Below are 18,408 nucleotides of genomic sequence, written 5' to 3'. Positions count from 1 at the left end.
TGCAGTTACCGCTTATTCATCGAACCAAGATTCCCGAGCTTTCATGATGAGTTGTCCTGCAGTTTCAGAATCTAATCCTTCGATATCTTCTAAATCGAAGACGGCTTGTTCTGCCAAGTCATCTACGGTGATGATGTCTTTTTGTGCCATTTTATAGGCCCAGCTGACCGTCATACCTTCAAGCTCTTGCAGCTCTTGACTCGGCTCTTTCATGTTTTGTTGTTTGACCAGTTCATCTGCGATGACCACTTCTTTTGCACGCTCTTGAATGATGTCAATCGCTTCGTCGTCCAAACCTTCGATATCGTAAAAAGTCTCTACAGGTACGTAGGCGACTTCTTCGATACTGGTAAAGCCAATATCCACCAGCGCTTGTGCCAGATCATGATCGACCTCCAAACGCTCATAAAACAGCTCAATAAAGGCTTTGGATTCATTTTCTTGACGCTGCTGATACTCTTCTTCTAGCATCATATTGAGCTTATAACCAGTCAGCTCTGAGGCCAGACGGACGTTTTGACCTTGTGAGCCAATCGCACGCGCGAGCTGGTCGTTGGTGCTAAAAATAATGTCAGCGGTCTGGGTGTCTTCATCGAGGATGATACTGCTAACATCGGCTGGCTCTAGCGCACTGATGATAAATTGGGCTGGGTCATCTGACCACACCACCACATCGATACGCTCACCATCGAGCTCTTGCTGCACCGCTTGGATACGCGTACCACGCATACCAATACAAGCGCCAACTGGATCAATACGATGGTCGTTGGTCTTGACTGCTATTTTAGCACGAGTCCCTGGCAAGCGAGCGACGTTACGGATTTCGATGATTTGCTCTGCAATTTCAGGCACTTCTTTTTGCATCAAGGCTGAGAGCATCTCAGGGTGCGTGCGTGATAAAAGCAGCTGGGCACCGCGGTTTTCACGGTTAACATGATATAAAATAGCGTTGATACGTGATTTTGGACGTAACTGCTCACGAGGCAACATCTGATCGCGTGACAAATAGCCTTCGGCATTATCACCTAAGTCGATGATATAGCCATCGCGAGTTTGTTTTTTTACTTCGCCATACATCATCTCACCAATACGTGGCTCAAAAGCGTCTGCAACCAGTGCACGCTCCGCTTCACGAATTTTTTGGATAATGACTTGTTTGGCTTGTGTGGCAGCGATACGGCCAAACTCAATCGACTCAATCTGCTCTTCTTTGATGTCACCGATGGACCACTCGTCTTGATCTAAGTCACTGATGGCCAACTGACAAGCAGGCATTTCGTGATCTTCATCGGCAACCACTGTCCAATAACGATAAGTATCATAGTCGCCAGTTGCACGGTCGATTGATACGCGTACTGCCACTTCTGGCTGGTCGGTATATACTTTTTTCTTGGTTGATACCACCAAAGCATCTTCTATAGCTTCAAAGATATCTTCAGGATTTAAGCCCTTTTCATTACTGACAGTTTCTACTACCGTTAAGATTTCACGACTCATGCTATATCTGTCCTATCATTTTTTAATTGACTTAAATTTTATCATTAATGTATTAACGTTGTTTTTCACCATAAAACATCTAGGTCATTTGTGCAGTCGCTCAGGTAGGCCACCTAAGCATCTTCGTATACCAGATTGGCTTTATCAATATTACTTAACGCAATATCAAACTGCTCGCCATCAGCCGCCGTCAACTTCAATGAAGTGGCATCGATACTGTCTAGCGTACCTGTCACTTTGCGGCGTTTTTGCTCACCTGTCCCGATCGCTTGGATCAAGCGCAGGCTGATGGTTTGACCAACATACGCATGCATTTGCTCATCTGAGAAAAACGCGCGATCAAAACCAGGCGATGACACCTCTAAGACGTACTCACCTGCGATGGGATCATGCACTTCAAGAATACCGCTGACTTGATGGTTCACCGCCGCACAGTCTTCGATAGTGACGTGTTTGCCCTGAGCCTGCTCTTCTGGCAGTGCTTCGATATAAATGCGCAGCAACGAGCGACGGCCTTGCGGCGCAAACTCTATGCCCCATAGCGCCACATCACAAGCAGCAACTGCAGGCGCGATGATATTGGTCAGTTCTGCAACTTTGGTCGAAAGCTTCATAATTTATTTATATTTTCCTGTTCACTTATCTATCGTACTCACAAACTCTATTAAAGTTATGCTGATCGTTTACCGATGATAATCACTCACCGTGATGAGTCATACTCATATATTGTAAACCAAGACAGATCGTTGTATGTATGCACGTTTATATAAGGCTGAGCAAAAAAACATCAAGCTCAGCCAAACATTGCTTTTATTATTCATAAAGCAGTACTATCGATAAAGGAGTGAGGAATAAAAGATAGTGTGCTTACGAAACAATCATGCCAATGGCGGCAAGTGACGACCCGTATCGTGCTCTATAGATATAGAGCTTAGCATAAGTAGGATAGATACCGCGATAACACTGACCTTCAGATACAAAAAAACCCACAAACATTATGGTGGGTTAATCGTTACTGACAAATTTAGTGTACAAAACATCAGTATAAAAAGTGGTAGCGGGGGCTGGATTTGAACCAACGACCTTCGGGTTATGAGCCCGACGAGCTACCAGACTGCTCCACCCCGCATCAATCTAGAACGCATATTATAAGGAAGGTTTGTATGATTGTCAATGCCTATTTTAAATAAAATTTAAACAAGCCATCTATCATCAATCAATCTGCCCTGACGTCATGCTGCGTCATAAAACTTGGTGCGATTGGGGGGACTTGAACCCCCACAGCTTGCGCTACCACCCCCTCAAGATGGCGTGTCTACCAATTCCACCACAATCGCGTTTTCTACTGCTTTTACTTGCTATTGAGCTTATTAAGTGTCTATATAAGCCACTCTAAAGCTGGACTGCGAAAAACAGAAAAGGCATTGTAAATCTAACGTCTAAAAATAGCAAGTACTGCTGAAAAAAAGACCATCATTCAAACCCCAATCCATAAAAAACCAACCACTTACTACTCTATCGCCTACAAGGCTTCCCCTATAGGCCGATAGTGAGCCAGCCGTTATTGAGGGTTTTGGGTCAAGGGGCGCGGCGTTTGCGGCGCTGACACAGGTGCATCTAAGCGAAACTGATCTTCTGCTTGTTTACGCGCATGGACCGCGAGTGTCATACTGGTAATAAAAAATATCACTGTCAAAACAGCGGTCGCGCGCGTCAAAAAGTTTGCTGAGCCTGCCGCCCCAAAGACGGTACCAGACGAGCCTGCACCAAAAGAAGCCCCAGCGTCTGCCCCTTTACCATGCTGTATCAAAATCAAGCCAATCATGGCAATCGCCACAATAATATGCAGGGCTAATATAAACGTAAACATGCTGGCCTCTTTTGCCGCGTAATGACGACTGATAACGGAAAATAAATCTAAGAATCAATATATAAGCTGACTTGAGTCTAACAAAGCGACAATCTAACAAGGCAACTTAAAAGTCTGGAATATTAGCAAATAACAATGTTAACTTTTTAGTGCCAACCTTTTACGTTACCTACTAACTCTACTTTACCTACTATGCAAGCACAGAGGCGACTTTGCGCAAAAGTCACTGCCCGACCCGCTTATATATGAGATTATATAAATAAGGCGCATTGTACACGATTACAAGGGCACTGTTAAACCCACTTTTATCAACTGATAAAGACATTTTGTATACAAATGATGACCTTACCATAACCGTATGCTTATAGTGCCCGCGTCAGTACCAGCAGCACTATACATAACAGTGACCCAGCTGCGATATTAGGCGTAATGTCAGACGCCTTAGGCTTGCCCATTGCCAAAAGCTTGCGCAATTGCCAAAAAGCTGGCAGCTTTTAATGAAGCGCCGCCGACCAGTGCGCCATCAATCATAGCATCTGCCGCAAAACTATCGGCATTATCAGCATTGACGCTACCTCCATATAAGACTGTGATATTGTCCAATGCTTCCCCATAGTCTGCAACCGTCTGCTTGATATGCTGATGCGTCGCGCTGACTTCGGCCACGGTAGGCACTTTACCTGTGCCAATGGCCCATACTGGCTCATAAGCGATGATAAGGCGATCGGATAAGGTGTCAGCAAGCGCAGGCTGCTGCGTTAGTATGTCTTTTATGACGGTGAGCTGCTCATCGATAACCGCAAGTGTTTGTCCAGCGTCATACTGTGCTTGTGTCTCCCCAATACAAAACACCACGCCTAGGCCTTGGTCAAACGCATGGGTCATTTTACTGAGTAAACAAGCATGCATCTCTTGATGATACTGACGACGCTCAGAGTGACCAAGTAATGTCCAAGTTGCGCCAGCGTCTGCTACCTGCTGCGCGGAGCAATCCCCCGTATAGGCACCTGTAGTGCCACTATGCGCGCTGATATCTTGCGCAGCACACAGTACTGGGCTGTCTTGTAGATGGTCGCTGACACTGGCCAAGTGGATACAGCTAGGGGCCACCATTAACTGGCAACCAGCGCTATTGGCACCATCATCTTTATCAGCAGTCGCCAATAAATCGCTTAATAATGTCTGGACATCATCGCTCGTTGCAGGATTTTGTTTCCAATTACCAATTACCCAAGCTTGCATCTGTAGTTACCCTGTCTTAAGTATTTATGCCAATTCGGCTAATGTGCGCGCCAGTATAACAAATAATTCACAACTGCTATAGTATGGTGCTGCATCGGCTGTCATGGCTTGATATGGCTGCAGCGGCTGACCGCACTAAGCCATCTGACGCTATTTATTGACCTCTTATTATCTTTTTGGTGTCGTCAATAAACAGTTTAATAGTTGCCATAAGTTCTTTAAACTAAAGTAATGTTCTATATTATTACCCTAATACCCAAAAAAACTGCATAGTAGCATTCGTTTACTACCTATTTATTCGTGCAACAGCAGATAACGATACAAAACGTTTGTTATTGAGGAGAGGTCGTCATGTCTATCACAACCAGCAAATATGGTGGTTTAGCGCAGCAGCTGATTAGCGAAGGCATCGTTAGCGAAGCAAATATGAAAACTGCACAAACAGAATCACAGCAGCAGCAAATAGGACTGGTGTCATACTTGGTAGACAACAAGCTGGCCGACGCCTATCACTTGGCACAAATGCTCTCACAAGCTTTTGGCGATCCTTTGTTTGATTTAGACGCCCTGAGCCTCGATGTCATCCCTAAAGACTTGGTCGATGAAAAAATCGTCCGTAAGTTTAATGCCTTGCCTTTGTTTAAGCGCGGTCAACGTTTGTTTGTCGCCTTAAGTGATCCAACACGTATCGATGCCATTGATGCCATTGCGTTTAACTCGCGGCTGTCTATCGAAACGGTGGTGGTCGAAGAAGATAAGCTCAAACAACGCATCGAAGCGCTTTATGCAGACAGTATGCAGGGGCTTGATAGCTTTTCTGATAGCGATTTAAACGTCGGTTTTGAAGAAGGGGATGACGCGGCTGATGAGGGCGAGACCAAGCTCAGTGATAGCGTCGATGAGGCCCCTGTCGTTAAGTTTGTCAATAAGATGCTGGTGGATGCCATTCGTATGGGAGCTTCAGATCTGCATTTTGAACCCTATGAAAAGACCTACCGCGTACGCTTTCGTGTCGATGGGGTCATGCAAAAAATGGCCAGCCCGCCTGTCCAGCTTGCCGGTAAGATCGCAGCGCGCCTAAAGGTCATGTCACAAATGGACATCTCTGAGCGCCGTATCCCGCAAGATGGCCGTATCAAACTAAAACTGTCAAAAAACAAAGCCATCGATTTTCGGGTAAACTCCTTGCCGACGCTGTTTGGCGAAAAAATCGTACTACGTATCTTGGACCCCTCATCGGCCATGCTCGGGATTGATGCCTTAGGTTATGAGCCAGATCAGCAAGAGATGTTTTTAGAGGCTCTTCATAAGCCACAGGGCATGCTGTTGATCACAGGTCCGACAGGGTCTGGTAAAACCGTATCGCTATATACTGGTATCAACATCCTCAACACGGGAGCAACCAATATCTCCACTGCCGAGGATCCAGTGGAGATCAACCTTGAAGGCATCAATCAGGTCAACGTCAACCAAAAAGTTGGCCTAACCTTTGCCAATGCTTTGAAGTCGTTTTTGCGTCAGGATCCTGATATCGTCATGGTCGGTGAGATTCGAGATTTAGAGACTGCGGAGATTGCAATAAAAGCGGCGCAAACAGGCCACATGGTACTCTCAACCCTGCACACAAACTCTGCCCCTGAGACGTTGACGCGTCTACGCAATATGGGGGTGGCTTCTTTTAACATTGCCACCTCTGTCAACTTGGTCATTGCTCAGCGTTTGGCACGGCGCTTGTGTAAAAACTGCAAAAAAGCCATCAATGTACCGCGGCAAAGCTTGCTTGAGCTTGGCTTTACGGATGCCGATCTAGACGATCCAGACAACGTCATCTATGAGCCTGTCGGCTGTAATGAATGCCGTGAAGGCTATAAAGGCCGAGTGGGTGTTTATGAAGTCATGAAGGTCAGCCCAGACATCTCTCGCATCATTATGGAAGATGGCAATGCTATGGATATCAAAGACGCTGCGCTCAAAAACGGCTTTCGCGATCTGCGCCGCTCTGGCATTTTAAAGGTATTACAAGGGGTGACCAGTATTCAAGAGATGATGCGAGTAACCTCTGAATAGCACCAACTCTCATCGCGTCAAAGAGGAGCATACTGCGTCATTGCTAAATGGTATTTTTATCAAAGACAGCAGCAGTAATCTTGGTCATCATTTGCCAGTCATAAGTAGGTATGGCTTTTCTTTTATAAACTAGCAATAATATCTACCAGATATATTTCAAAATAAAACAGATGAGTACTGGTTTTTTAGGCTAAAATAAAGTAGGAAATGCAAAAGGTTGTGCTATCGCTACTACGCTGTGCCCAGCTGTATTTACAAGAGCGGTGCCATAAAATCACTGTTATAAAAGTGGCTAAAGTCAACGTTATTGGCGAACCATCGTTTATATATTTGCAATATCTAATAAGACAATTTTTGAGGGTAGAAACATGGCAAAAGTGAAGACCGACATGCTGTCAGACTTTGTCTACGATGGCGTAAACCGGCGCGGACAAAAGGTAAAAGGCGAAACCACCAGTCGCAGCTTAGAGCTGGCCAAAGCCACCTTGCGCAAACAGGGTATTACGGTTAAGGGCATCAAGAAAAAACCCAAGCCGCTTTATACGTTTAAAAAAGCCATTAAACCCATCGATATCGCGATTTTTTCTCGTCAATTGGCCACCATGATGAAAGCTGGGGTGCCTTTGACGCAGTCTTTTGAGATTGTCGCTGACTCATTAGACAATCCCAGTATGAAAGATTTGGTATTGCAAATAAAATCTGATATCGAATCTGGTGGTACCTTTGCCTCTGCCCTACGCAAGCATCCACGCTACTTTGATGACCTGTTTTGCTCGTTGGTGGATTCTGGTGAACAATCCGGCTCACTTGAGACCATGCTCGAGCGGGTGGCCACTTATAAAGAAAAAAGTGAGATGCTCAAAGCCAAAATCAAAAAAGCAGTCAAATACCCGATTGCCGTTATTATCGTCGCCATCATCGTGACCATGATTTTGCTCATCAAAGTGGTACCCGTGTTCTCTGATCTTTTTGAGTCTTTTGGTGCTGAGCTGCCCGCCTTTACCCAAATGGTGGTGGGTATGTCTGAGTGGATGCAGTCATGGTGGTTTGTTTTGATTGTGCTCATCGGCGGCGCCATTATCGGGTTTTCAGAAGCGAAAAAACGCTCCAAAAAATTCCGTGACTTTTTGGACCGCGCTGTTTTGAAGGTACCTGTGTTTGGTAATATCGCTTATCAAGCGATTATCGCCCGCTTTGCCCGCACCCTCTCAACGACTTTTGCCGCTGGGGTGCCGCTCATCGATGCGCTGGACTCCACAGCAGGCGCGACCAACAACGTGGTGTTTTATAATGCCACTCAGCAGATCAAAAACGACGTCTCTACCGGTCAGCAGTTGCAGTTTTCAATACGTTCTACCAATTTATTTCCTAGTATGGCCATACAGATGGTCGGTATCGGTGAGGAGTCTGGTAGCTTAGAGGAGATGCTAGACAAGGTGGCGGTCTATTATGAAAGCGAAGTCGATAACGCGGTTGATGGCCTGACCAGTTTGATGGAGCCTATGATTATGGCGGTGCTTGGGGTATTGGTCGGTGGCCTCGTGATTGCGATGTATCTACCGATCTTCCAAATGGGCTCAGTGGTCGGCTAATACCTCACTCAAGGACTGCGATTTCATGCAATTTATACAGTTATTACAAGACAATACGACCGTGGCTTTGGTCGTATTTGGGTTATTAGGGCTTTGTGTCGGTAGTTTTTTAAATGTGGTCATCCATCGGCTCCCGCTGATGATGTTTGCAAGCTGGCGGCAAGAATGTAGTCAGTTTCTGGCTGAGCAAGCAGACATGCCGCGCGAGCATACGCAGCCACTGACCCGTATCGTCGCAGGCGACAACGCCATTACCTTGAGTCGGCCGGCGTCGCGCTGCCCGCACTGCGCTCATAAAATCACCTGGTATCAAAACATCCCTTTGATCAGTTGGCTGATGCTGCGCGGGCGCTGCGCTGCTTGTAACGCCGCCATCGGTATCCGCTATCCGCTGGTGGAGCTGATCACCGCCCTACTCTCTGTGCTGATCATTTATCAATTTGGGGTGAGTGCAACAGGCTTATCGGCATTGGTCTTAGTATGGACGCTAATCGCCTTAACCGGTATCGATTTTGATACTCAGCTCCTCCCTGATCGCTTAACCTTCCCTTTGGCGGGGCTAGGTCTAGCAGTCAACAGCCAAGGCTGGTTTGTCTCACCCAGCCAGTCTATTTGGGGGTTGCTGTTGGGGTTTTTGTCATTATGGGTGGTGGTAAAGCTTTTTTATTTGATCACCAAAAAACACGGCATGGGTCAGGGCGACTTTAAGTTGTTGGCCGTATTGGGCGCTTGGCTGGGGCCTATGATGCTACCGCTTATCATCTTACTCTCCTCCCTGCTCGGCTCTATCGTCGGGCTGATCTTAATGAAAAAACAAGGCGAGAGCAGACCCTTTGCCTTCGGCCCTTACATTGCTATTGCCGGTATTATCGCCTTATTATATGGCACAGATATCGTCAGTTGGTACTTAGGCATGTATACTTACTAAAACAGGCGTGAGTTTTACCATACGTTCTAAAAAACATACTGTAAAAGTAGCAGGGTAAGTGGCAATGGCGCTTATCTCTCTCATCTTTGTGCCAACCTCAAATCATCAGCACAGCTGGGGCAAGACAGCTGGGCACGTTTTCATCTCTATCATATCGGTCAGATAAGTCATTATTATGTCAAACGCTAACACTTCACCTTATTCTCACAAGCCGCAAACCCACCAAAAGCAAAGCAAGACACTGGTGGTCGGATTGACAGGCGGTATCGGTAGTGGCAAATCTGCTGCTAGTGACTGGTTTGCGCAGCAAGGCATCGATATTATCGATGCTGATGTGATCGCCCATGAGGTGGTGGCAAAAGGCAGCGCGACATTGCGCAAAATTCAAAGAAAATTTGGCGATTGGGTGCTAAATGGCGATGGCTCGATGGACAGAGCGGCGGTGCGTACGCACGTTTTTACTCATCCTGAGGCGCTCATCGAGCTTGAAGCCATTACTCACCCAGCGATAAGAGAAGCGGCAAAAGCACAGCTAGCCGCCAGCACTTCGCCCTATGTGGTGCTGTCCGCGCCGCTACTCATAGAGGCGGCAGAAGCGGGGCTGGCAAACTTGTGCCAACGAGTACTGGTGATTGATGCCAGCGAAGACACCCAGCTTGAGCGCGCCAGCCAGCGTGATGAGCAAAGTGTCCAAAAGATCAAAGCCATCATGGTCAATCAATTAAGCCGCGAAGCGCGCAACCGTCACGCTGATGATGTCATCTTAAACGATCGCGACCTAGCGGCTCTGTATGCACAGCTGGAGCCGCTACACCAAAACTATCTTACGCTTGCCGAGCAGCTAAAGTACGCTGCCGATTGACCTCATACAGCGCCATACCAGTAGCCACGCTGACGTTTAGGCTTTGTAAGTTGCCATGCTCATTGCCCGACATCGGGATATAGACCAGCTCATCACAGCGCTCTGTGGTCAACCGGCGCATGCCCTCTCCTTCTGAACCCATGATAATGGCCGTTTTGCCGGTCAAGTCCGCTGCATGTATGGGCTTGGCTGCATCACTAAGCGCCGTACCAAACACAAATACACCAGCGTTTTTGATGTGGTCAAGCGTACGAGCCAAATTAGTCACACTGACAATCGGCATCAGCTCAGCGGCGCCTACAGAGACTTTTGCCACTGTTGGGGTGAGGCTGGCGGCGTGATGTTTTGGACAAACCACCGCATCCACGCCCATCGCAACAGCCGTACGCAAACACGCACCGAAGTTATGCGCATCAGTGATTTGATCGAGTATCAGCAACAAACACTGCTCGCGCCCCGCAATGGTGTCTAGCAGCGCTTCGTCAGCAAAACCTAGAGGGCGGGCATTAAGCACCACGCCTTGGTGCTGCGGACTGCCGCACAGCTGGGTCAGCTTGTCTTTTTGTGTGGGCTGAATACTGATGCCATTGGCCTCGGCTTCGACCATGATTGCTTGCACGTGAGGGTCGCTGTCACGGCCTTGTTGGACAAACAAGCTAAGACCATCGAGCGGACGATGTTTGAGTAAGGCATCAATTGCATGGATGCCATAAAAATAAATGGGTTTTGCCATAATAGGCCTACTTAAGTATCAAATGGATATCGCTAAAGCGATAAGAAGTAACGATAAAAAACAACAATAAAAAAACAGTGCAGCCTCATCAAAAACAAATAAACCATACCGACTGATATGGTTTATCCGCGATCGATTGAGGTTTTTACTTGGGGTGACGCTTGATGAGTACGTAATTTGGTTGATTTTGCTAAGAAGGCTATATGTAGATTATCTAGCAAAATGCAGGTAGGCGCGGACTTGCGCCACTGGCTTAGTGTATGCGTCTTTAGCCTTCTAAATGACAGATATACTGTACGATCTCTTCGGTTCTGAGGTTAAAGCCGCTGTTGCCTTCGACCACAAATGACTGGCCTGCACGGTAGTAGCTAAACGCTTCCTCACCATTTATTTTGACCTCGCACTCCCCGCTGGTGATCTCGATACGCTCAGAAGTATTGGTACTAAAATGATAATGCTCCACCAAATTATCACAAGGTAAGATGATGCCTAGCGTCTTATGACGTCCATCCTCAAACATAATGGTATGGCTTGAGCAACGACCATCATAAGAGACCGTCGCATGAGCATTGACTGTTACATTGGTAAATTGCGCCGCTGTCATAGTGGCTTCCTTATCAAATAATTATGGTAAAACTAAAAAATAAGTACAGATGAAATGACTTTATGAATCAGCATTGCAAGCGGCCTAGCCTACTATATAAATGTGCTGTATTCGATCGAGTGACAGTCTTTGCCCAATCGAGGACACAGACTCTCGCACATACTGACATCAGCCTTAGTATCTGGTTGACAACTTAAGATACCTACCCGCGTATGCCGACTATGGTATCGATGAGATATTACGATAAGATGACTTATCATTATCAGACGACAAGCATAAAACAAGCTAGCAAGCGTTTGTCATTATGTGAGATTATGCTACCACATTATATCTATAAAGTTTGTTACAGGGGCAAGGAAAATGTTGCGGCAGGCGCAAGAGGTACCACCGGTGGGCCGCTGACTTTATCCAAAGCGGGCTGCAGAGATTTATGTTATTGCGCGGCTTTATGATTTGTATTTAGCGGCGTTTGCCACCATAATATTTGCCAATCACTATAGTCTATTGAGTACCATAAACGAGCCATTTTATCGTTGTATTTATTCTATTTTAGCGATGACTTCATCTAAATAATCGGTGAAACTCATTGTCTGTCATGAGAGGCGTTGATGCTAGTATCACTCACTTTACATCAGTTTGCATTGATCGCTCAGCATGAGCTGAGTATGGCGGAAGGCTTTAACGTCATCACCGGTGAGACAGGTGCCGGTAAGTCGCTGCTGCTCGATGCGCTGTCGTTGTGTGCAGGTGAGCGAGCCGACAGCGCCATGATCAGACATGGGGCGGCACATGCCGATATCTATGCTCAGTTTGATGTGGCAAACAATGCACTTGTCGCAGAGTGGTTTGCCGAGCATGATCGCGCCTTAGATGAGCCAGATGTGTTGATTCGTCGCCAGCTTAGCCAAACAGGGCGCTCAAAGGCTTGGTTAAATGGTACGCCCGTCAGCTTAGCTGAGCTAAAGAGCCTCGGTACACTGTTGGTCAATATTCATAGCCAGCACGCCCAGCAAGCACTGCTAAAGCCGCAGTTTGTGGTGCAGTGGTTGGATGCCATGGCACAAACCACCACACTGGCTGCGCAAACCGCGAGCAGCTATCAACACTATCAGCAGCTAAAACGCCGCGCTGATGAGATTGCCAGCCGCGAAGCGCTGCGCCATGACCGTATCCAGCTGTTACAAAGCCAGCTGGCAGACATCGAGCCGCTCCTTGCTGTTGATTATACCGACATCGAAGCTGAGCACGAAGAGCTGTCTAATATTGAAGCTTTGATGATGGAAGCCAGTCATGGCCTGCATCTGCTCGACAACGATACCGATGAGCCAGACGTCATGACCCTGCTTGGACAAGCGATCAAGCTGTGTGATAATCAACTGGGAGTCAGTCAGACGTTTGAGCAAGCCTCAGAGCAGCTACATCTAGCTCAGCAGCAAATCACCGAAGTCACAGGATTACTATCAGACTATGCCGAACAACAACTGCCCGACCCTGAGCGCTTGCAAACCTTAGACACGCTCATCAGCCTCGGTCATCGCCTCTCGCGCAAGCACGCCTTACCCGCCGTTGATTTGATTGAGGAAGCCAACCACTGGCAAGCGCAATTAGAACAATTAGAAAACGAACCAAGTAGTGATGCCATGGCTGCGCAAATCGAGCAAGCGTGGCAGCAATATCTGCTGCTGGCCACCAAACTCCAAAAAGCACGCGAAAAAGCCGCGCCACATATCAGCAAACAACTGGTCCAGCAGCTGCAGCCACTAGCGCTACCCAATGCGCGCTGTGAGTTTGTCTTTACCAAAAAACCCGACCCAAGCCAGTATAATGCGCAAGGTTGTCATGATATCGATTTGTTGTTTAGCGCCAATGTCGGTATGCCCATGCAGCCGCTGCATAAAATCGCTTCAGGTGGGGAGCTGTCGCGGATGGCACTGGTGATGCAAGTGCTACAAGCCACCAATGCGGACAATGATGCCGCCAAGCCTATGTTAGTCTTTGACGAGGTCGATGTTGGTATCAGTGGCGGCACCGCGCAGGTGGTCGGTGAGCTCCTGCGTAAACTGGGGCAGACTCAGCAGCTACTGGCCATCACGCACCAAGCACAGGTCGCCGCGCAAGCGCACCAACATATTTTGGTACAAAAACATCATGACGAGCAAACCGAAAGTGAGCTGGTCATCTTGACAGATAGCGCGCAAGTCGATGAGCTGGCACGCATGTCGGGCGGCGTGACCATCACGGAGGTCACTCGTGATCACGCTCGTAGCTTACTAACGGATGTCAAATAAGGCGTTTGCTATCCTGCACAGTACCCTCTCTGCTCTGCATAGGGGGATATCGTTAGCCTATTTTAAAACAGCGAGCGCAGGGCTAAAAAACCATTGAGAGCGAGACCACTAAAACCAAACCGCTGCTAAATATTTGCTTTGGTTGATTTTTTTGGTCATCATCGCCATATAACCTTCTCTTGCCAGTGTGGTTGTGTTTTTAATGTAGTAATGTCTTTATCTTTTTATTGTTGATTTTATTATTAGGTTGCAGTTGCTTCTATGTTTAAAGCCAATTTGACCCATCATTTCTTAATCGCGGCACCAGAGCTGCCAGACCCACGGTTTGAGCAGGCGCTGATTTATATCTGTCGTCACGATGCGCATGGCGCGCTTGGTCTGATGGTCAATCGCCCCTTAGAGCAGTCGCGCGTGGGCAAGCTATTAGAGAATCTGAGCATCGAAGTGACCGACCCGCAAGTGATGGAAGACGTGGCCTTAGAAGGCGGGCCGATGTATCCTGAGGTCGGTTTTGTGCTGCATACTGGCCAGCCGGAGTGGGCATCGTCGTTTGCTATTTCAGAGAATGTCTGTATCACCACCAGCCAAGATATCCTCAAGCGTATCGCCGCAGGCCAAGGCGTTGGTCACTATCATCTGTGCTTGGGGCATGCCAGCTGGGGCAAAGACCAGTTAGAGCGTGAGCTTGCAAGTGGTGACTGGCTGGTGTGTCCAGCGGATCTCAACTTGTTGTTTGATACCCCGTTTGCGGAGCGCTGGCAGATCGCTGCTGATAAAATTGGCGTAAATTTCGACTACTTAAGCAGTGATATCGGCCACGCTTAATGGCAGTGACTCAGCCAAACCCAGACACCAAAGCTCGCTACTAAGCTGTAACACAGGAAAATTTTTTGATTATGGTAGACCGTTCTTTTATGAATGATAACGCAAAGATGAGAGACGATGAGGGCACGCAAGCACCCCATGTCGCCACCGATATCGATAATAATACAGCCGAGCCGAGCGCTACCGAACCGAGTGTCAAACCGCATCTGATCTTAGCGCTAGATTATGGTGTAAAAAAAATGGGCATGGCACTCGGTAATAGCTTGACCCAAACCGCACGCGCTTTTGATATCTTGGCGATGAACAATGGTCAACCTGACTGGGACAACTTACTGGGTATCATAAAAGTATGGGGCGTGGCAAAGGTGGTGGTCGGCTTACCACTCAATATGGACGGTAGCAGCTCCATGCTCTCTAAACGGGCGCACAAATTTGCGCGGCGGCTGGCGCATAGAGTTATGGAGCAGCGCCTACCAGTGACTGTGACGCTGTGTGATGAGCGTCTGACGTCGGTAGCAGCGCGCGAAATCGCGTGGGAGAATGGCTGGATCCAAAACGAGCGCGACCCGATTGATGATATCTCTGCGTGTATTTTGATGTCGACGTATTTTGCCGATCCAAATAGCAGCTTGGCTATCGATGCGATCAAGCCTGACTAGGGCGTGTCCTCAAGCAATGACGCGCAGGTAGTCGCGCACAAGCGGACGGCTAGTACTTAACGCTTAGGTATTGCCACGCCCATCCTCTAAACCAATATATACGACTGATGATTATGACCACCGCTTTAAACCAACCTGTATCCAATAAGTCGCGACATGGTTTTGCGCCGCTTGCTATCGCTCGTATCAAGGGCGCACAGCGAGCCAACCAGCTGGCGATTTATCTGATTTATGCGGCCATTTTTGCTTTTGTGGTCTTTGGCACCATCGCTAGCATCAAGGCATTTCATGACAATCAGCTGCTTTATCAGTTATTTTATAACCTGCCTTATGCCTTGGTGGCGCTGACCATTCCCATTACGCTTTATGATGCTTTTGTGGTTTATCGTTATCGCTTAAACCAACCCTCGATGATTGCCATGAGTATTGGCGTATCGACCATCATATTGATCGGTGGCTTATTATTTGCTGATACGGCTTGGCTAGGACTGTCTTGCTGGTTGGGTGTGGCGTTTTTGTTTAAAGTCAGTTTCAAGCGCTTTTTTAACTTCTTAGACGTGGCAAATACTGACAAAGAGACAGCAGCCGTAGACGATCTAGACAGTACACCTCAGTAAGCGATTAAACAAACGATCCTTTCTTTAACCTACCTATTTAGCTTTACGATAATGACTATGACCACTTTAATACCAAATACTGACATTGACCATCACCTAGATACGCAAGGGCTGATCTGTCCTGAGCCTGTGATGATGCTGCACCGAGTCATCCGAAAAGCAGATAGCGGTGAGGTGATTGAGATACTGGCAACTGACCCTGCTACCACCCGCGACATTCCAAATTTCTGTCGTCATCTGGGTCATGAGCTGATGACTCAAGAAACACTGGCAGAAAACATCAACCTAGACGCTGATCCCGATGAAATCACTATTGATGGCGATGACACCACGCCAGCAAGCGCGACGCTGTATCGTTATGTGGTGAAGAAAAAAAGTGGTTAACTTATATCTGACCTATATCCGAGCATCCTATGAGCCGTGACCGCGCCGTACAACAGCGTCAGCCCAAAGCGCTGGCAGTCGATGACGAGCCCGCCTATATCACCGAGTTTCGCCAAGCCATGCTGGCGCGCGGTCTGGCAACGCGGACGCGTAACGCTTATGTGCGTGACTTGCGTACCTGTGAGCTGACCAACACCGCGCCATTGATCAAATGGCAAGCGGATGACGTGCTGCACTGCCTATCTACCCTCGCTATAGAGGACAAAACCCCGCGCACCCAAGCGCGCATGCTCTCAAGCCTGCGCCAGTTCTATCTATGGATGATTGCCAGCAACCTGCGCGAGGACAATCCCTGCGAGCGTATCAAAAGCCCCAAGCTTGGTCGTCCATTGCCAAAGGATTTGAGCGAAGCTGATGTCGACAATCTACTGGCCGCCCCTGACACCAGTACCGCGCTTGGCCTACGGGACAAGGCCATGTTAGAGGTACTCTATGCCTGTGGCCTGCGCGTCAGTGAGCTGATTAATTTATCGCTTGAGCAAGTCAACCTAAACTCAGGCTGGCTACAAATCACTGGTAAAGGCAATAAAACACGGCTGGTACCACTCGGTGAATACGCCAGCGATGCGCTCGAGGACTATCTGTCTCACGGGCGTGGCGAGCTGATTGCACATCTCAAGTCAGGCAATTGCCAAGCAGTGTTTTTGACCGCGCAAGGCGGCTATATGACGCGGCAAAACTTTTGGTATCTTATCAAGCGTTATGCCAAAGTCGCCAGTATCGATAAGGAACTGTCACCGCATACGCTGCGCCATGCCTTTGCCACCCATTTGCTCAACCACGGTGCCGACTTGCGCAGCGTACAGCTATTGCTTGGACACAGTGACTTGTCCACAACGCAAATCTATACCCATGTGGCGACAGCGAGACTGCAAAAATTGCATGCCGAACATCATCCACGCGGCTAGTATTGAACCGTCAACATAAAAACTGACTATTTATTGAAGATTGTAAGAGGAATATAACGTGTCGCAAGCTCAGCCATCTTTGCAGCCTACGCTCACCAAAGGACAGCATGCTGCCCTCAAAAACTTGACCATAACCGGTTATTTAGAAGGCACGTCTTTTTTATTATTGCTTGGTATCGCTATGCCACTAAAATATATGCTCGGCATTTCTGAGGCGGTGACATACATCGGTATGGCGCATGGCGCACTATTTATCGCTTATATCCTGATGCTGCTGCTCACAGCCAGCAAAATAAGGCTGCCGCTATGGGCCATGCCGGCTGGCGTGCTCGGCTCATTTTTGCCATTTGGCCCGTTTGTGTTTGATTACTTTTTAAAAAAGCGTTTGCGAAAGTAAAATTAAAAAACTTTATGACTCAAACCTATACTTATGTGGTGAAAGCGAGATTGTAGATTTGATATGCAGAGCACAATCTGAGATAGAGGCGGCAAAGTATAGAGTCTGCTCTATCAATCCCTAGCTGCAAACTGACCCTTTTCTCGCTACAATACCTACCATAGCTTATTAACCTTTTACCTATCTATTATTTGAGAATTCCATGAGCCACCCTACAAACCATCGTCCCCCTGCCGACCTGCTAAAAAACGCCGAACACTGGCGCGAAGACATTCATTTTCAGCAAGATGTGCTGGGTAAGCCGTTTGATTTTGCGACCACGTGGGGTATTTTTTCACCACAAAAGCTCGATGACGGTAGCCTAATGCTGCTCGATTATGTGGATTTTCGGGCGGATGATGATTCGATCGATTTAGGCTGCGGCTATGGCGTGCTCGGCATGACGGCAGCGCGTGAGTGCCCGAACGGTCAGCATACACTTATTGATAAAGACTTTATGGCGGTAGAATATGCGCGCCGTAACTGCGTGCAAAACGGTCTAAAAAATGTCGATGTACATTTATCAAACGGCTTCAATCATGTGGCAGCGGACAAAGACTTTAGCCTTGTGATGTCAAACTTGCCAGCCAAAGTCGGCAAAGAGCAGCACTATCTATACTTCCTCGATGCCTATGCGCGTATGCGTCAAGGTGGGCGGTTTTATGTGGTGACCATCAATGGTTTGCGCCAGTTTATGAAACGCTCGTTTACCGAAGTATTTGGTAATAGCGAAAAGGTCAAACAGGGCAAAACCTATACCATTACTATGGCGACCAAAGAATAAGCTTCAGTAACTTAAAAGCTGCACAAACAAAAATCCCGCCAACACATCAGCA

At 47.7% G+C, this 18,408-nt stretch carries 18 protein-coding genes and 2 tRNA genes; 12 read left to right on the top strand and 8 right to left on the bottom strand.

The window, feature by feature from the left end; genetic code table 11:
• Window positions 1–12: 12 nt before the first annotated feature.
• The 6 genes from nusA to tpiA form a co-directional block, all read right to left on the bottom strand.
• Window positions 13–1,497, bottom strand: a complete 1,485-nt coding sequence (gene nusA / locus ACNFVB_RS01430) for a transcription termination factor NusA (RefSeq protein ID WP_105244514.1) — start codon at window positions 1,495–1,497, stop codon at window positions 13–15.
• Between the two features lie 113 nt (window positions 1,498–1,610).
• Window positions 1,611–2,111 (bottom strand): ribosome maturation factor RimP, encoded by a 501-nt coding sequence (gene rimP, locus ACNFVB_RS01425; protein WP_075101367.1) that lies wholly within the window; start codon window positions 2,109–2,111, stop codon window positions 1,611–1,613.
• 438 nt (window positions 2,112–2,549) lie between these two features.
• Window positions 2,550–2,626, bottom strand: a tRNA-Met gene (locus tag ACNFVB_RS01420).
• A gap of 123 nt (window positions 2,627–2,749) precedes the next feature.
• A tRNA-Leu gene (locus ACNFVB_RS01415) sits at window positions 2,750–2,834 on the bottom strand.
• Between the two features lie 224 nt (window positions 2,835–3,058).
• A complete protein-coding gene (gene secG, locus ACNFVB_RS01410; RefSeq protein ID WP_075101365.1) occupies window positions 3,059–3,367 on the bottom strand; it encodes a preprotein translocase subunit SecG in 309 nt (102 codons plus the stop codon).
• A gap of 441 nt (window positions 3,368–3,808) precedes the next feature.
• A complete protein-coding gene (gene tpiA, locus ACNFVB_RS01405) occupies window positions 3,809–4,609 on the bottom strand; it encodes a triose-phosphate isomerase (RefSeq protein ID WP_430737846.1) in 801 nt (266 codons plus the stop codon).
• Between the two features lie 351 nt (window positions 4,610–4,960).
• On the opposite strand from tpiA, the gene pilB reads away from it, so the two are divergent.
• The 4 genes from pilB to coaE all read left to right on the top strand — a co-directional run bounded on the left by pilB (window position 4,961) and on the right by coaE (window position 10,058).
• Complete coding sequence (pilB, locus tag ACNFVB_RS01400; protein ID WP_430737845.1) at window positions 4,961–6,676, top strand: type IV-A pilus assembly ATPase PilB; 1,716 nt, start codon at window positions 4,961–4,963, stop codon at window positions 6,674–6,676.
• Window positions 6,677–7,044: 368 nt separating this feature from the next.
• Window positions 7,045–8,268, top strand: coding sequence for a type II secretion system F family protein (locus tag ACNFVB_RS01395; protein WP_430737844.1), 1,224 nt, complete (start codon window positions 7,045–7,047; stop codon window positions 8,266–8,268).
• Between the two features lie 25 nt (window positions 8,269–8,293).
• Entirely contained in the window at window positions 8,294–9,196 is a 903-nt protein-coding gene (locus tag ACNFVB_RS01390; protein ID WP_430737843.1) for a prepilin peptidase, read from the top strand.
• A 175-nt stretch (window positions 9,197–9,371) separates the two neighbouring features.
• Window positions 9,372–10,058 carry a dephospho-CoA kinase gene (gene coaE, locus ACNFVB_RS01385; RefSeq protein WP_430737842.1) on the top strand — a complete coding sequence of 229 codons (687 nt, stop codon included), beginning with the start codon at window positions 9,372–9,374 and terminating at the stop codon, window positions 10,056–10,058.
• Here the strand turns inward: coaE and rlmB are convergent.
• Together rlmB and ACNFVB_RS01375 are read right to left on the bottom strand one after the other, a co-directional pair.
• Window positions 10,021–10,791 (bottom strand): 23S rRNA (guanosine(2251)-2'-O)-methyltransferase RlmB, encoded by a 771-nt coding sequence (rlmB, locus tag ACNFVB_RS01380; protein WP_430737841.1) that lies wholly within the window; start codon window positions 10,789–10,791, stop codon window positions 10,021–10,023. The genes coaE and rlmB overlap by 38 nt on opposite strands.
• A gap of 268 nt (window positions 10,792–11,059) precedes the next feature.
• The gene (locus tag ACNFVB_RS01375) at window positions 11,060–11,395 is read right to left on the bottom strand and encodes a pyrimidine/purine nucleoside phosphorylase (protein ID WP_075101358.1); all 336 of its coding nucleotides are present in this window, start codon (window positions 11,393–11,395) and stop codon (window positions 11,060–11,062) included.
• Between the two features lie 608 nt (window positions 11,396–12,003).
• Here ACNFVB_RS01375 and recN point away from each other — a divergent pair.
• The 8 genes from recN (at window position 12,004) to ACNFVB_RS01335 (ending at window position 18,356) form a co-directional block, all read left to right on the top strand.
• On the top strand, window positions 12,004–13,683 hold the full coding sequence (gene recN, locus ACNFVB_RS01370) for a DNA repair protein RecN (RefSeq protein ID WP_430737840.1): 1,680 nt from the start codon (window positions 12,004–12,006) through the stop codon (window positions 13,681–13,683).
• A gap of 261 nt (window positions 13,684–13,944) precedes the next feature.
• Window positions 13,945–14,508 (top strand): YqgE/AlgH family protein, encoded by a 564-nt coding sequence (locus tag ACNFVB_RS01365; RefSeq protein ID WP_430737839.1) that lies wholly within the window; start codon window positions 13,945–13,947, stop codon window positions 14,506–14,508.
• A gap of 71 nt (window positions 14,509–14,579) precedes the next feature.
• On the top strand, window positions 14,580–15,167 hold the full coding sequence (ruvX, locus tag ACNFVB_RS01360; RefSeq protein WP_430737838.1) for a Holliday junction resolvase RuvX: 588 nt from the start codon (window positions 14,580–14,582) through the stop codon (window positions 15,165–15,167).
• A 113-nt stretch (window positions 15,168–15,280) separates the two neighbouring features.
• Window positions 15,281–15,784: a hypothetical protein gene (locus ACNFVB_RS01355; RefSeq protein ID WP_430737837.1), complete on the top strand. Its 504-nt coding sequence runs from the start codon at window positions 15,281–15,283 to the stop codon at window positions 15,782–15,784.
• Between the two features lie 57 nt (window positions 15,785–15,841).
• Window positions 15,842–16,168 carry a sulfurtransferase TusA gene (gene tusA / locus ACNFVB_RS01350; RefSeq protein ID WP_430737836.1) on the top strand — a complete coding sequence of 109 codons (327 nt, stop codon included), beginning with the start codon at window positions 15,842–15,844 and terminating at the stop codon, window positions 16,166–16,168.
• A 29-nt stretch (window positions 16,169–16,197) separates the two neighbouring features.
• Window positions 16,198–17,136, top strand: a complete 939-nt coding sequence (gene xerD / locus ACNFVB_RS01345; protein ID WP_430737835.1) for a site-specific tyrosine recombinase XerD — start codon at window positions 16,198–16,200, stop codon at window positions 17,134–17,136.
• Between the two features lie 58 nt (window positions 17,137–17,194).
• Window positions 17,195–17,533, top strand: coding sequence for a DUF3817 domain-containing protein (locus ACNFVB_RS01340; RefSeq protein ID WP_430737834.1), 339 nt, complete (start codon window positions 17,195–17,197; stop codon window positions 17,531–17,533).
• A gap of 202 nt (window positions 17,534–17,735) precedes the next feature.
• The gene (locus ACNFVB_RS01335) at window positions 17,736–18,356 is read left to right on the top strand and encodes a class I SAM-dependent methyltransferase (RefSeq protein ID WP_105244499.1); all 621 of its coding nucleotides are present in this window, start codon (window positions 17,736–17,738) and stop codon (window positions 18,354–18,356) included.
• The last annotated feature ends 52 nt before the right edge of the window (window positions 18,357–18,408 follow it).

The sequence above is a fragment of the Psychrobacter sp. VH5 genome, from assembly GCF_050572635.1.
Taxonomy (GTDB): Bacteria; Pseudomonadota; Gammaproteobacteria; order Pseudomonadales; family Moraxellaceae; genus Psychrobacter; species Psychrobacter celer.
Note: the sequence above shows the minus strand (reverse complement) of the source record. Positions and strands in the feature narration are given on the sequence as shown.

Excerpts from the sequence above, each read along its gene's own strand:
- rlmB (WP_430737841.1), bottom strand. The coding sequence starts at position 10,791 with ATGGCAAAACCCATTTATTTTTATGGCATCCATGCAATTGATGCCTTA.
- nusA (WP_105244514.1), bottom strand. The coding sequence starts at position 1,497 with ATGAGTCGTGAAATCTTAACGGTAGTAGAAACTGTCAGTAATGAAAAG.
- ACNFVB_RS01375 (WP_075101358.1), bottom strand. The coding sequence starts at position 11,395 with ATGACAGCGGCGCAATTTACCAATGTAACAGTCAATGCTCATGCGACG.
- secG (WP_075101365.1), bottom strand. The coding sequence starts at position 3,367 with ATGTTTACGTTTATATTAGCCCTGCATATTATTGTGGCGATTGCCATG.
- tusA (WP_430737836.1), top strand. The coding sequence starts at position 15,842 with ATGACCACTTTAATACCAAATACTGACATTGACCATCACCTAGATACG.
- rimP (WP_075101367.1), bottom strand. The coding sequence starts at position 2,111 with ATGAAGCTTTCGACCAAAGTTGCAGAACTGACCAATATCATCGCGCCT.
- recN (WP_430737840.1), top strand. The coding sequence starts at position 12,004 with ATGCTAGTATCACTCACTTTACATCAGTTTGCATTGATCGCTCAGCAT.
- ACNFVB_RS01335 (WP_105244499.1), top strand. The coding sequence starts at position 17,736 with ATGAGCCACCCTACAAACCATCGTCCCCCTGCCGACCTGCTAAAAAAC.
- coaE (WP_430737842.1), top strand. The coding sequence starts at position 9,372 with ATGTCAAACGCTAACACTTCACCTTATTCTCACAAGCCGCAAACCCAC.
- ruvX (WP_430737838.1), top strand. The coding sequence starts at position 14,580 with ATGGTAGACCGTTCTTTTATGAATGATAACGCAAAGATGAGAGACGAT.
- pilB (WP_430737845.1), top strand. The coding sequence starts at position 4,961 with ATGTCTATCACAACCAGCAAATATGGTGGTTTAGCGCAGCAGCTGATT.
- ACNFVB_RS01390 (WP_430737843.1), top strand. The coding sequence starts at position 8,294 with ATGCAATTTATACAGTTATTACAAGACAATACGACCGTGGCTTTGGTC.
- tpiA (WP_430737846.1), bottom strand. The coding sequence starts at position 4,609 with ATGCAAGCTTGGGTAATTGGTAATTGGAAACAAAATCCTGCAACGAGC.
- ACNFVB_RS01395 (WP_430737844.1), top strand. The coding sequence starts at position 7,045 with ATGGCAAAAGTGAAGACCGACATGCTGTCAGACTTTGTCTACGATGGC.
- ACNFVB_RS01355 (WP_430737837.1), top strand. The coding sequence starts at position 15,281 with ATGACCACCGCTTTAAACCAACCTGTATCCAATAAGTCGCGACATGGT.
- xerD (WP_430737835.1), top strand. The coding sequence starts at position 16,198 with ATGAGCCGTGACCGCGCCGTACAACAGCGTCAGCCCAAAGCGCTGGCA.
- ACNFVB_RS01365 (WP_430737839.1), top strand. The coding sequence starts at position 13,945 with ATGTTTAAAGCCAATTTGACCCATCATTTCTTAATCGCGGCACCAGAG.